General features: G+C 71.8%; 13 protein-coding genes. 6 read left to right on the top strand and 7 right to left on the bottom strand.

The features are described from left to right. Positions 1 to 108: 108 nt before the first annotated feature. On the top strand, positions 109 to 792 hold the full coding sequence (locus ACYVKF_RS05030; protein ID WP_460965272.1) for a DUF2306 domain-containing protein: 684 nt from the start codon (positions 109 to 111) through the stop codon (positions 790 to 792). A gap of 53 nt (positions 793 to 845) precedes the next feature. Here ACYVKF_RS05030 and ACYVKF_RS05025 read toward each other — a convergent pair whose 3' ends face one another. Together ACYVKF_RS05025 and ACYVKF_RS05020 are read right to left on the bottom strand one after the other, a co-directional pair. After that, positions 846 to 1,616, bottom strand: coding sequence for a fumarylacetoacetate hydrolase family protein (locus tag ACYVKF_RS05025; protein WP_056915195.1), 771 nt, complete (start codon positions 1,614 to 1,616; stop codon positions 846 to 848). 20 nt (positions 1,617 to 1,636) lie between these two features. Further along, entirely contained in the window at positions 1,637 to 2,590 is a 954-nt protein-coding gene (locus tag ACYVKF_RS05020; RefSeq protein WP_056915196.1) for a GlxA family transcriptional regulator, read from the bottom strand. Positions 2,591 to 2,684: 94 nt separating this feature from the next. On the opposite strand from ACYVKF_RS05020, the gene ACYVKF_RS05015 reads away from it, so the two are divergent. Continuing rightward, positions 2,685 to 2,864 carry a hypothetical protein gene (locus ACYVKF_RS05015; protein WP_056915197.1) on the top strand — a complete coding sequence of 60 codons (180 nt, stop codon included), beginning with the start codon at positions 2,685 to 2,687 and terminating at the stop codon, positions 2,862 to 2,864. An 8-nt stretch (positions 2,865 to 2,872) separates the two neighbouring features. Here the strand turns inward: ACYVKF_RS05015 and ACYVKF_RS05010 are convergent, their stop codons facing one another. Beyond that, the gene (locus ACYVKF_RS05010; protein WP_460965269.1) at positions 2,873 to 3,802 is read right to left on the bottom strand and encodes an SGNH/GDSL hydrolase family protein; all 930 of its coding nucleotides are present in this window, start codon (positions 3,800 to 3,802) and stop codon (positions 2,873 to 2,875) included. Positions 3,803 to 3,862: 60 nt separating this feature from the next. On the opposite strand from ACYVKF_RS05010, the gene ACYVKF_RS05005 reads away from it, so the two are divergent. Further along, positions 3,863 to 4,795 (top strand): 3-methyladenine DNA glycosylase, encoded by a 933-nt coding sequence (locus ACYVKF_RS05005; protein WP_460965268.1) that lies wholly within the window; start codon positions 3,863 to 3,865, stop codon positions 4,793 to 4,795. Between the two features lie 114 nt (positions 4,796 to 4,909). After that, complete coding sequence (gene argG, locus ACYVKF_RS05000) at positions 4,910 to 6,337, top strand: argininosuccinate synthase (protein ID WP_056915200.1); 1,428 nt, start codon at positions 4,910 to 4,912, stop codon at positions 6,335 to 6,337. Positions 6,338 to 6,427: 90 nt separating this feature from the next. On the opposite strand, the gene ACYVKF_RS04995 is transcribed toward argG, so the two are convergent. Further along, positions 6,428 to 7,108, bottom strand: coding sequence for a response regulator (locus tag ACYVKF_RS04995; RefSeq protein ID WP_082552847.1), 681 nt, complete (start codon positions 7,106 to 7,108; stop codon positions 6,428 to 6,430). An 84-nt stretch (positions 7,109 to 7,192) separates the two neighbouring features. Between ACYVKF_RS04995 and ACYVKF_RS04990 the strand changes: the two genes are divergently transcribed. Further along, on the top strand, positions 7,193 to 7,672 hold the full coding sequence (locus tag ACYVKF_RS04990) for a response regulator (protein ID WP_056915202.1): 480 nt from the start codon (positions 7,193 to 7,195) through the stop codon (positions 7,670 to 7,672). 98 nt (positions 7,673 to 7,770) lie between these two features. Next, positions 7,771 to 9,318 carry a PAS domain-containing sensor histidine kinase gene (locus tag ACYVKF_RS04985; protein WP_460965264.1) on the top strand — a complete coding sequence of 516 codons (1,548 nt, stop codon included), beginning with the start codon at positions 7,771 to 7,773 and terminating at the stop codon, positions 9,316 to 9,318. Positions 9,319 to 9,830: 512 nt separating this feature from the next. Here ACYVKF_RS04985 and cimA read toward each other — a convergent pair. The 3 genes from cimA to ACYVKF_RS04970 all read right to left on the bottom strand — a co-directional run bounded on the left by cimA (position 9,831) and on the right by ACYVKF_RS04970 (position 13,200). Then, positions 9,831 to 11,411 carry a citramalate synthase gene (gene cimA / locus ACYVKF_RS04980; protein WP_460965262.1) on the bottom strand — a complete coding sequence of 527 codons (1,581 nt, stop codon included), beginning with the start codon at positions 11,409 to 11,411 and terminating at the stop codon, positions 9,831 to 9,833. A gap of 276 nt (positions 11,412 to 11,687) precedes the next feature. Further along, on the bottom strand, positions 11,688 to 12,413 hold the full coding sequence (locus ACYVKF_RS04975) for a gamma-glutamyl-gamma-aminobutyrate hydrolase family protein (RefSeq protein WP_460965260.1): 726 nt from the start codon (positions 12,411 to 12,413) through the stop codon (positions 11,688 to 11,690). 19 nt (positions 12,414 to 12,432) lie between these two features. Beyond that, positions 12,433 to 13,200: a 3-oxoacyl-ACP reductase gene (locus ACYVKF_RS04970; protein WP_460965258.1), complete on the bottom strand. Its 768-nt coding sequence runs from the start codon at positions 13,198 to 13,200 to the stop codon at positions 12,433 to 12,435. Positions 13,201 to 13,207 lie beyond the last annotated feature (7 nt).

Below are 13,207 nucleotides of genomic sequence, written 5' to 3'. Positions count from 1 at the left end.
GCGAGCGCCTCCTCGGCGGTCGGGGGCGTCGGTCGAGCAGCCCCTCCGCGGTGCACCGATCACGGGCGAACCGTGGCTTTTCGGCCCGGATCGGCCCAGACTGCCTCCGTGGGGACGACGGCGGAGCAGGGACGACAGGCACCGGTGCGGCCGCTGGGCGTCGTCATCGCCGTGCTCGTGACGATCATCATGGTCTTCTTCGCGCGCCGGCTCGCCACCGACGTCCCCCACATCGTGGCCGGGACCGTCCCGGACGACGACCTCGCGGAGAAGTACGTCGCCCACCCCTGGCTCGCCTACGGCCACATCGTGCCGGGCGTCGTGTACCTCCTCGGTGCGCCCCTCCAGCTCTCGCACCGGTTCCGCAGCCGCCACTACCGGCTGCACCGCAGGCTCGGCCGGGTCCTGCTCGGCTGCGCGCTGCTCTCAGGCGTGCTCTCGGTCGTGCTGGGGGTGGTGTTCGCGTGGGGCGGCGGCGCGGAGACGACCGCGACAGCGGTGTTCGGGTCGTGGTTCGTGGTGGCCCTGCTGCTCGCCTTCCGGGCGATCCGCAGGGGTCAGGTGCGCCAGCACCGCCGCTGGATGGTCCGGGCCTTCGCCGTTGGGCTGGGCGTGGCGACGATCAGGATCTGGGTCGGCCTCTTCACGGGCATCCAGATCGGTCTGCTGGGGATGGGCGACGAGACCATGCCCGTCCGCGCCACCTTCGGCATCGCGTTCTGGCTGGGCCTGTCGATGCACGTGGCCTTCGCCGAGTGGTGGCTGCGACGCACCCCCGACCTCGACGGGTGAGCCCTGGCAGGTGACCGGTATGGCGCGGGGCCGGCCCCGCGCCATACCTCGCCTCAGCGGCGGACGAACGGGTTGGACAACGTGCCGATGCCCTCGATCTCGACCTCGACGCGCTGGCCGCCCTCGACCGGGCCGACCCCCGCGGGGGTGCCGGTGAGGATGACGTCGCCGGGCAGGAGGGTGAACGCCTTGGAGGCGTGGGAGACCAGGGTCGCGACGTCGTGGACCATGTCGGCGGTGGTGCCGTCCTGGACGAGCTCGCCGTCGCGGCGGGTGCGGATCGACAGGGCGGACGGGTCGAGGTCGGTCTCGATCCACGGGCCGATCGGGCAGAACGTGTCCATGCCCTTGGCGCGGGCCCACTGGCCGTCGCCGCGTTGCAGGTCGCGGGCGGTGACGTCGTCGGCGCAGGTGTAGCCGAACACGACCTTCGACACCTCCTCAGGCTCGATGTCCTTGCAGAGCCGGCCGATGACGACGGCGAGCTCGCCCTCGTAGTGGACCTCGGAGGTGAGCGACGTCAGCACGACCGGCTCACCGGGGCCCACGACGGCGGTGTTGGGGATGAGGAACATCAGCGGCTCGGCCGGCGCCTCACCACCCATCTCCTTCGCGTGGTCGGCGTAGTTCTTGCCGATGCCGATGACCTTGCTGCGCGGGATGACCGGCGCGAGGAGGCGTACGTCCTCGACGAGGTGGGTCGCCCCCGTCAGCTCGATCTTCGTGTAGAGCGGGTCGCCGGTGATCTCGGCGATCTTCTCCCCAGCCCCGTCGACCAGTCCGAAGACCGGGTCCTCACCCGTCGTGAATCTCGCGATGCGCATGGGACCGAGCCTATCGGCGCTCAGCGCGCGGAGAACTCCCGGCGGTACCGCTGGGGGGAGGTGCCCACGACCGACTGGAAGTGCGTGCGCAGCAACGCCGCCGACCCGAACCCGCTGTGCGAGGCCACCGAGTCGACGGGCAGGTCGGTCTGCTCCAGCAGCTCGCGGGCGCGCAGCACCCGCTGCTGGACGATCCACCGGTGCGGCGTCGTGCCGGTCTCGGCGACGAAGCGACGGGCGAACGTGCGCTCCGACATCATCGCCAGGCGGGCGAGGTCTGGGACGGTGTGCGGTTCGTCGAGCTTCTCGGTGATGTGGTCCAGGACCGGCTGGATGCTCTCGCAGCTGGTCTCCGGCAGCGGTGACTCGACGTACTGCCGCTGACCGCCGTCGCGCTGCGGCGGGACCACCATGCGTCGGGCGATCCGCGTGGCGACAGCCGACCCGAGCTCGCGCCGGACGAGGTGCAGGCACGCGTCGATGCCCGCCGCGGTGCCGGCGCCGGTGATGATCGAGCCCTCGTCGATGTAGAGGACGTCCATCGAGACCCTCGTCCGCGGGAAGCGACGGGCGAACTCCTGCGCGTAGCGCCAGTGCGTCACGGCACTGCGGCCGTCGAGCAGACCGGTCTCCCCCAGGACGAAGGCGCCGGTGCAGATGGACAGGATGGTCGCTCCCCGCCGGTGAGCCTCCCGGATCGTCTCGAGCAGGGGCTCGGGATAGCTGTCGCGGACCCCGCCGGCCGGGATCACCACCAGGTCGGCGTCGACGGCGTCGGCCCAGCCGTGGCTCGGGACGAAGTGGCCGCCGCTGGTCGTGGCGACGGGTTGCCCGGCCTGCTCGCCACAGGTGATGAAGCTGAACGGCGGGACGCCGTCATCGGTGCGGTCGAGCCCGAAGACCTCGCAGGCCACGGACATCTCGAACATCGCCATGGGGTTCGTGGCCAGGGCCGCGATCGTCGTGAGCGCCATACCGGCATCATGACACGATCACTGGCAGAAATCATGCAGACCTCGTCAGTTCTGCCACTCGTGGCGGGATACTGCCGAGCGAATGATTACTGACATGACCATCATCCTGCTCCTGGCCTTCGTCGCCACCCTCGTCGTCGCCCTGGAACGGCACCACCGCCGGACCTGGGCCCTCCCCCACGCCCCCCACGGCGCGGACTCCACCATCGCCTTCACCGACCTCGACCACGACGTGGACCGCGTCCTGCACGACGTCGAGGCCCACCGCGCCTGACGGGCTCGTCAGCGCAGCTGCTTCGTGACCGCGCCGGCCATCACGGCATACCCGAGGTCGTTGGCGTGGAAGTCGAACCGCGGCGGAGCCATCCACGTCCACTGGAGGATGCGCGCCAGGTTGGTGGGCAGCCTCCCGAGGTCCTTGACGGTCGTCGGTGTCGTCACCGTCGTCTGGAACGCGGTCGCCACGTCGGCGACGCGGGCGTCGACGCGCTTGGCACTGCTGGAGATCGCAGCGTTGACCTTGGCCAGCTCCTTGACCGACTGCTGGCCCAGACCCGCGTCGCCCAGCAGGTCGAGGACGAGGAACGGGTCGTAGTAGTTGAGGACCACGACCTCGGCGCGCGGCGCGGCAGCGCGCAGACGACGCGTGATCTGCGGCAGGTTCTCGGACAGGGTCGCGAGCGCCGGCTTCGTGCAGGACGGCTTCAACCCACCGAACCCGCACCGGGCCACGTCGTTGCCCCCGATGTCCACGGTCACGAGGTGCACGTCCGCCGCGTGACTGCGCAGGAACTTCTCCGCCTCCGCGAGCTGGCTGCCGGCGTCGTAGGGGCAGCCGCCACCCTCGAGCATCGACGTCGTCGTCTCTCCCGAGCAGGCGAGGTTGACCAGCTCGGTCGGGCCGTCGCGCTTCTCGACGGCGGTGCGCACCGCGCCGACGTAGCCCGCCGCCCGGTGGTCGGCGCCGTTCTGGAAACCGGCCGCGAGCGAGTCGCCGAGCGCGACGTAGTACCCGGTGCCGGCGGCCGGTGCGCTCCTCGTGGCGGTGGCGCCGGGCGGCTGCGTCGAGGCGGTGCCGCCCGGTGACGACGACGCGGCCGACGGGCTGGGTCGTCCCCCGCCCGCCCCACCCGTGGTGAGGCCCACGACGGCGCCTGCCCCCAGCAGCAGCGCGAGCGCGGCCAGCGCCGCCGCCAGGGTCCGTCTGCTCATGGCCACCACGGTGCCACGCCCGGCTGGGAACCGGTCCGTCCGGGTTACCCTGCTGCGGCGATGCAGACCACTTCGACGCCGAGCCGGGCCCTGTCCCGAGCGCAGTGGCAGGCCCTCGAGGCCGACCACGAGCGCCGCGCCGACGACGCCACGGCCGGTCACCGCGCACGGAGGGGCGAGCAGGTGGCCCACCCGGTCGAGGACTTCCTGTTCACCTACTACCCGTTCCGCCCGGCCCTCCTGCGCCGCTGGCACCCGGGCCCGGGGGTCCGACTCGAGGACGCGGCAGCGCTCCCCCGGGTGCAGTGGAAGCACTACCGCGCGGAGGGGGCGGACCTGGAGCTGGACGTCGCGGCATACGTCGAGGCACGGGGCCGGACGCTGGAGTTCGTGCGGGACCTGATCACCGCCACCGCCACCAGGCCGGCACAGCTCGGGTGCTTCGGGCTGCACGAGTGGGCGATGGTCTACCAGCAGACCCCGGAGCAGGTGCGGCACGCCGACTGGCCGCTGCGCCTGGGTGCCGACGCCACCGACGACGTGGTGCGGGGCCAGCAGATCCGGTGCACCCACTTCGACGCGTTCCGGTTCTACACGCCCCCGGCGCGCCCGCTCAACCTGCTCCAGCCGACGCGCGAGACCCAGGTCGCGCTCGAGCAGCCGGGCTGCCTCCACGCCGGCATGGACCTCTACAAGTGGGCGATGAAGCTCGCCCCCGCGATCCCCGGCGACCTCGTCCTCGACTGCTTCGACCACGCCCGGGCGATCCGCGAGCTCGACATGCGGGCCTCCCCCTACGACCTCAGCGCCCTGGGGTACGAACCCGTGCGGATCGAGACCCCCGCCGGACGGGCCGAGTATGCCGCCGCGCAGCGCGGGTTCGCCGACCGCGGCCAGGCCCTGCGGGGCCGGCTGGTCGCCGCCATCGACGCGGTCACTGGCGCGGTCACCGACGCGGTCCCGGATGAGGCCACGGGCGCACCTCCCGCCTGACGGCAGGGCTCGCGACCAGCGGTGGGGACCGCCTGGGGCCTCGACCCCGGAGGCACCCGCCCGCGTGCTGGTCCACTTCGTGGCACCGGGCGCGGTGGCCCTAGTCTGGACGCCGTGTCCAAAGTTCTGACGTCCTTGCCCGTTGGTGAACGTGTCGGGATCGCCTTCTCAGGCGGTCTGGACACCTCTGTCGCAGTCGCCTGGATGCGCGAGAAGGGGGCGATCCCCTGCACCTACACCGCCGACCTCGGCCAGTACGACGAGCCTGAGATCGACACGGTCCCCGACCGCGCCGGGCAGTACGGCGCCGAGCTCGCCCGCCTCGTGGACTGCCGCCGCCCCCTCGTCGAGGAGGGACTGTCCGCGATCGCGTGCGGGGCGTTCCACATCCGCAGCGGCGGCCGCACGTACTTCAACACGACCCCGCTGGGCCGCGCCGTGACGGGCACCCTGCTCGTGCGCGCCATGAAGGACGACGGCGTCGACATCTGGGGCGACGGCTCCACCTACAAGGGCAACGACATCGAGCGGTTCTACCGTTACGGCCTGCTCGCGAACCCGTCGCTGCGCATCTACAAGCCGTGGCTCGACGCCGACTTCGTCACCGAGCTCGGTGGCCGCAAGGAGATGTCGGAGTGGCTCACCGCCCGCGACCTCCCCTACCGCGCGAGCACCGAGAAGGCCTACTCCACCGACGCCAACATCTGGGGCGCCACCCACGAGGCGAAGACCCTCGAGCACCTGAACGAGAGCCTCGAGATCGTCGAGCCGATCATGGGCGTGCGGTTCTGGGACGAGTCGGTGTCCATCGCCGCCGAGGACGTCACCGTGCGGTTCGAGCAGGGCCGCCCGGTCGCCATCAACGGCAACGACTTCGGCGGCGACCCGGTCGCCCTCGTCGACGAGGCCAACAAGGTGGGCGGGCGCCACGGCCTCGGCATGTCCGACCAGATCGAGAACCGCATCATCGAGGCCAAGAGCCGCGGCATCTACGAGGCTCCCGGCCTGGCTCTGCTCCACATCACCTACGAGCGCCTCCTCAACGCGATCCACAACGAGGACACCATCGCGAGCTACCACGCCGAGGGCCGTCGCCTCGGACGCCTCCTCTACGAGGGCCGTTGGCTCGACCCGCAGTCACTCATGCTGCGCGAGTCGCTCCAGCGCTGGGTCGCCTCCGTGGTCACCGGCGAGGTCACCCTCCGCCTGCGTCGCGGCGAGGACTACTCGATCATCGACACGACCGGCCCGGCGTTCAGCTACCACCCGGAGAAGCTCTCGATGGAGCGCACCGAGGGGGCGGCGTTCGGTCCGGTCGACCGCATCGGCCAGCTCACCATGCGCAACCTCGACATCGCGGACTCCCGCGCCAAGCTCGAGCTGTATGCCGCGCAGGGCCAGCTCGTGGCCGGTCACCAGGCGCTCGTGGGCGACCTCGAGCCCGGCGGCGCCAAGGCCATCTCCTCGAATCCGGCTGCGGCACAGGCAGACTCGGACGACAACGCGCTCGACCGCGCAGCGATCGAGTTCGGCACCGACTGATCCCGTCCCACCGGCACAACGCCGGTTGCGCGGCATACCGCGGGAAACCATCGCGCGGGACGTCCCGCAACCGGCGTTCCGCGTGGGGCCTCAGCCGGGCGGGTCCAGCAGCCCGCGCTGGATGGCGATCGACATCGCCTCGAGCTTGCTGTGCGCGCCGAGCTTCGCGGACAGGTTGGAGACGTGGTTGCGCACCGTGTTGACGCTCACCGTCAGCTCGGCGGCGATCGCGGCGTTGGACAGGCCCTGGGCGAGCATGCCGAGCACCTCCTCCTCGCGCCGGGTGAGCGTCGGCGTGGGCGCACTCACGCGGGTGAGCCTCGGGAGCAGGCGGGCCAGCATCTCGGAAGAGATCGAGGCCTCCCCCTGGGCTGCGGCGCGGACGGCCGCCGTCACCTCGGAGAGGCTGCGGGTCTTGGAGAGGAACCCCGCCGCGCCGGCCTCGAGCGCACGGACGAGGACGTCGTCGGAGCTCGACCCGGTCAGGACGAGGATGTTCATGCTCGGACGGAGGGCCTTGAGGTCCCTGATCGCGTCGACCCCGTCACCGTCCGGGAGGCGTCGGTCGAGCACCAGCACGTCGGGTGCGGTGGACACCACCCGGGACCGCGCCTGGGCGAGACTCGAGGCGAGTCCGACCGAGACGACGTCGGGTTCGTCGTCGAGGACGCGGGCCAGGCTCGCGGCCATGACCTCGTGGTCGTCGACGATCAGCACCCTGATCGGCTGTTCCGGGCGCGGCTGCTCCATCACGCCATGATCTTCGCTCATGTCCCCTCCTCGCCGCGCCTAGTATCCATGCACTAGGTGCCGCGGCGCGCGCGCACCGCCAGATTGCGCCTGTCGAGCGGGATCATGGACGTCCTGACGACCGCCGCGGTCGCCCTCATCCCAGGACAGGCAGGGGTCGTGTCCACCGTCCGTGTGCTCATCGCCGACGACCACCCGCAGATGCTCGCCGCGATGGTGCACGTGGTGGAGTCCGACGGGCGGTTCACCCTGGTGGGAACAGCGGCCAACGGTCCGGACGCACTGCGCCTCGCCCAGGAGTTCCCCGTCGACGTCGCCCTGCTCGACGTGCGGATGCCGGGTGGTGGCCCGGAGGCAGTCACCGCGTTCCACGCGATGGACCCCGCCCCCGCCGTCGTCGCGGTCTCCGCCGAGACGTCGATGAGCACCGTGGCAGCCATGGTGCGGGCCGGCGCGGTGGGCTACCTCGCCAAGGGACGCATCGGCGAGAGCCTCCCCGACGTGCTCGCCCAGTGCGCTGCCGGCGAAGTCGTGCTGGCCACGGGTTCCGGCGCCGGGGCCATGCGCATGCTGCTGGGAGCCTGAGAAACCGACACCGACCCGTGGTGCCGGTCCGCCACCATGCCTACGATGGCGCCCGAGGGCTGGGTGGACCGGGGCGGACGACGTGAGGGGAACGCCGGATGGCGCACGACGCAGGGCTGTCGAACGAGTCCGACGCGGCCATCGGCCCCCAGGTGATCTTCGGCATGGACCGGACGGGGCGGTGCACGCTCTCGGTCGGGCCCGGCCTCGACGTCCTCGGGCTCAAGCCCAACGAGCTGGTCGGCCAGAACCTCTACGAGGTGTACCGCGACGACGCGGTGGGGCTGAGCGCCCTCGACACCGTGCTCGCGGGACAGCGGTTCGTCCACGAACGTTCCCACCAAGGGCGCCGGCTGGCACTGCATCTCGAACCCATCCTCGACGCCGAGGGTGTCCTGACGGGGGCGGTGGGCATCGCCACCGACGTCACGGAACAGCGTCGCGCCGAGAGCGTGGCGCTCGAGGAACGCCGGCGCTCCGCCGAGCTCGCGGGTCGCCTCATCCGGTTCCAGGCGCTCGTCGAGGCCTCGCCCGACTTCATCGCCATCGCTGCCCTCGACGGCACGGTCTCCTACGTCAACCCCGGTGGCCGCACGCTGATCGGCATGGCCCTGGACGCCGACGTCACGACCACCACCATCTCCGACTACCTCACCCCGGAGGGCCTGGTGCTCTCGCTCGAGATCGAGCAGCCCGCGGTGGTCCGGGACGGGCACTTCGAGGGTGAGACCACCCTCAAGCACCAGGACGGCCACGCGATCCCGGTCGCCGTGGCGAGCTTCCTCATGTTCCACCCCGGTACCGGAGAACCCTTCGCCCTGGCCACGGTCCAGCGCGACATCAGCGAACGGGTGGCGGCCGACCAGGTCATGGCCGACCTCATCGAGCAGCGCACCGCCCTGCTCACCCGCCTGGTCGACGCCCAGGACGCCGAGCGGAGCCGCATCGCCGCGGACGTGCACGACGACCCCGTGCAGGCGATCGCCGCCGTCGACCTGCGGATGGGGCTGCTCCGGCGCCGGCTGCGCGAGCAGGCGCCGTCCCTGCTCCCGGAGCTCGACGGACTGCAGGAGACCCTCTCGGGTGCCACCGAGCGGCTGAGGTCCCTGCTGTTCGACCTCGAGCCACCGTCCTTCGCCCACTCCGGTCTCGCGGGAGCGCTGAGGCGGGCGACGGACGAGATCTACGAGGGCACCTCGGTCCAGGCCCGCGTGGACGGGACCGACGAGCCGGTGATGCCCGAGGCGACCCGAGCGGTGGCCTACCGCATCGTCAAGGAGTCCCTGGTCAACGTCCTCAAGCACGCGGGCGCCGGCACCGTCCACGTCACGGTCGACTCCCTCGACGCTGGTCTGCACGTCACCGTCCTGGACGACGGCGTCGGGCCCGGCGAAGCCGTCTCGGCCCCCGGCCACCGCGGCGTGGCCGGCATGCGCGACAGGGCGACCCTGGCAGGCGGATGGTGCACCGTCGCGGACGGACCCGGGGGCGGCACGCTCGTCACGCTCTGGCTGCCGGGCCCGGAGGTCACCACGACGTCAGCACCCGGGCTGGGCGCCGGGCTGGGGCTCACCGAGGCGGCCAGCCGCAGCACCACCAGCCTGGGCTTCGCGCACGGGACGGATGACGGCCACAGCGACGCCTGACCGCGGTCAGGCGTCCCGCGACCGCTGGACCGCGGGACGGTGAGGCGCAGCGCTGGTGGGTCAGTGCCCTTGCACTAGTGGAGATGCCCCCGCGGCACCGAGTTCGGCAGGCAGCGCTGAGGCATCGTGGGAGCACGTCGACCGGCCCGCGTCCCCTGAGGGCCGGTCGGCGCTCGACATCCGCGGTTCCTGCACCCCCCAGCACGAGCCCCTGGTGTCGATGCACTAGTCGAAATGCGACACCCGCATCGGTTCGTCCCTTGCGGACTGGACCAGACTGGTGCCACGAGCCCCGGTGATCCCCCCACGTCACGTGCACCGGAGCTCGTCGTGACGAGCACCGATCGGCCCCTCCAACCCCCTGCGCCGGGGCCGACCGGTGCTCGTCCCATGTCCGGTACCTCTGTGGCCCCAGCCGGACCCGCCGCCCCAGCCGGACCCGCGGCCCCAGCCGGAGTCCCGGCCCGGCCCGGACCGGACCGTCAGGACCGGGGCACCTGCGGCGCGAGGACCTACCTCACCGGGACGCCGGCACGCACCAGGCCGTAGGTCACGCCCTCGACGAGCGCCTGCCACGAGGCCTCGAGGATGTTGCCGGCCACGCCGATCGTCTCCCAGGACGTCGTTCCGTCCGAGGTCTCGATGAGGACGCGCGTCACCGCGTCGGTGCCGTGGGCCGCGTCGAGGATGCGGACCCGGAAGTCGATGAGCTCGAGCTTGGCCAACTCCGGGTAGGCAGGGCTGAGCGCCTGGCGCAGGGCGTGGTCGAGCGCGTTGACCGGGCCGTTGCCCTCCCCGGTGGCGACGACGCGTTCCCCACCGGCGAGGACCTTGACCGTCGCCTCGGACAGCGCGTCCTCCTCGCCCCGGGCGTCGGTGATGACGCGCCACGACTCGACCGCGAAGAAGTCGAACCCCTTGCCCTCCACCTCGCGACGCAGCAGCAGCTCGAACGACGCGTCCGCCGCGTCGAAGGTGTAGCCGCGCAGCTCGAGGTCCTTGACCTTGGCGAGCACCCGGCTGAGCAGCTCGTCGTCGCCCGACAGGTCGTACCCCAGCTCGCGGCCCTTGAGCTCGATGCTGGCGCGACCGGCCATGTCGGACACCAGCATCCGCATGTCGTTGCCCACGTGCACGGGGTCGGTGTGCTGGTAGAGGTCGGGGTCGATGCGGATCGCGCTGGCGTGCAGCCCGGCCTTGTGGGCGAACGCGCTCGCCCCGACGTAGGGCTGGCGGCTGTAGGGCGGGACGTTCGTGATCTCGCTGATGGAGTGGGCGATCCGGGTCGCCTCGCGCAGCCGGTCCGTCTCGAGCAGGGGCAGCCCGCGCTTGATCTGCAGGTTGCTCACGACGGTGAGGAGGTCGGCGTTGCCGGTCCGCTCGCCGTACCCGTTGATCGTGCCCTGCACGTGCGTCGCGCCCGCGTCGACGGCCGCCATGGAGTTGGCGACGGCACACCCGGTGTCGTTGTGGCAGTGGATGCCCACGCGTGCCGAGGTGCTCGCCACGGCGTCGGCGACGACGTCGGCGATCTGGTCGGGGAGCATGCCGCCGTTGGTGTCGCACAGGGCGACGACCTCGGCGCCGGACTCCATCGCGGCGCGGACGACCTCGAGCGCATAGGCGCGGTCCGCGGCATACCCGTCGAAGAAGTGCTCCGCGTCCAGGAACACGCGCCGTCCCTCACCGGCGAGGAACGACACCGTGTCGCGCACCATCTCGAGGTTCTCCTCGAGGGTGGTGCGCAGGGCCGTCTCCACGTGGCGCACGTGCGACTTCGCCACGAGGGTGACCACGGGCGCACCCGAGTCGACGAGGGCGCGGACCAGCGGGTCGGTGGCCGCGCGACCGCCGGCCCGCCTGGTCGCGCCGAACGCGGCGAGGGTGGCGTTGCGCAGCCGCAGCTCCTGCTGGGCACGGGCGAAGAACTCGGTGTCCTTCGGGTTCGCGCCCGGCCAGCCACCCTCGATGAACCCGACCCCGAGCTCGTCGAGGTGCACGGCGATGGCGAGCTTGTCCGACACGGAGAGGTTGAGCCCCTCCTGCTGCGCTCCGTCGCGCAGGGTCGTGTCGTAGACGTGCAGGTCGCTCATCGTGGTGGTTCCCGTCGGGTCATCGGTGGTGTCGGGTCGCTGGTGCCGTGTGGTCCTGGTGGTTCATTCTCCCCCGTCGCGCCTCCGGGGCCGGGGATGGTGGCCGGACGGAGGTCCTGACAAAGCAAAAGACCCCCCGGGTGTGGGAGGTCTGCGCGACGAGGAGGTCTCGTCGCGCTAGTCGATAATCACCATGGTGGTCGCCATGTGCCAGGAGGTCACGGGACCACTGTGGCACGCGGTGTCCGCGGGTTGAACCCCCGGTCCGTATGCCGGTCAGGCCCGTTCGGCCGGCCGGTCCCGGGCGGCAGCCACGAGCGCGTCGAAGAGCCGCGGGTCGTCCCCCATCTCCGGGTGCCACTGGACGGCGAGCCGGAAGGGGGAGGCGGGATCCTCCATCGCCTCCAGGGTCCCGTCGGCGGCCCAGGCCGACGGCACGAACCCGGGGTGGGTGAGCACGGACTGGTGGTGGTAGCTCGGGACCTCGGTGGTCTCGCCCAGCAGCTGCCGGAGCCTGGACCGCTCCACGGTCGTGACGGGGTGGGTGCCGTACACGCCATCGCTCGGGGAGTGCTCGTCGTGCCCGACCCGGTCGGGCAGGTGCTGCTCGAGCTGCCCGCCCGCGGCGACCGCCATGACCTGCATCCCCCGGCAGATCCCGAGCAGCGGCAGCCCGCGGTCGTGCGCCGCCAAAGCGAGTGCGAGCTCCATGGCGTCGCGGTCGGCGCGGGGGTCCTGCACCTTCGGGTGCCGCTCCTGGGCGTACCGGGTCGGGTCCACGTCGGCACCGCCGGCGATCACCAGGGCGTCCAGGCGGGCGAGCACCTCGTGGGCGACCTCGAGGTCGCCGTCGGCCCGCGGGGGCACGACGAGGACGACCGCGCCGGCCTGCTCGAGCTTCTCCACGTAGGCGTGCGGGACCGTGGCGCTGGGCTGGTCGCGCCAGGGCCCCCGGGTCACCGGTTCGATGTAGCAGGTGAGCCCCACCACCGGCCGGGTCATCGGGGTCGGTCCTGCCCGGTCACAGCGGCGTGACGTAGGCGCCGCTGATCCCGCCGTCGACGAGGAACTGGGACGCGGTGATGAAGCTCGACTCGTCGCTCGCGAGGAACAGCACCGCCGCGGCGATCTCGTCGGGCTCGGCGAACCGGCCGACCGGGATGTGCACCATCCGGCGGGCCGCCCGCTCGGGGTCCTTGGCGAAGAGCTCCTGCAGCAGCGGCGTGTTGACCGGTCCGGGACACAGGGCGTTGACCCGCACGCCCTCGCGGGCGAACTGCACCCCGAGCTCGCGCGACATGGACAGCACACCACCCTTGCTGGCGGTGTACGAGATCTGGCTGGTCGCCGCGCCCATCACCGCGACGAACGACGCGGTGTTGATGATCGACCCCCTGCCCTGCTCGAGCATGTACGGCAGGGCCGCCTTGCAGCACAGGTAGACGCTCGTGAGGTTGACCTCCTGGACCCGCTTCCACGCGTCGAGGCCGGTGGTGAGGATGGAGTCGTCGTCGGGCGGGGAGATGCCCGCGTTGTTGAAGGCGACGTCCACGCTGCCGAAGCGCTCCTTGGCGGTCGCGAACAACACCTCCACCTGGGCGGGGTCCGTCACGTCGCAGTGGACGTAGGCGCCGCCGAGCTCGGCGGCGATCGCTTCGCCCGCGTCGTCGTGGAGGTCGCCGATGACGACCTTGGCGCCCTCCTGGGCGAAGCGTCGGACGGTCGCCAGACCGATGCCGCTGCACCCTCCGGTGACGACGGCGACCTTGCCCTCGAGCCTGCCTGCCATGGGTGTG

This window comes from Pedococcus soli, assembly GCF_054782575.1.
Note: the sequence above shows the minus strand (reverse complement) of the source record. Positions and strands in the feature narration are given on the sequence as shown.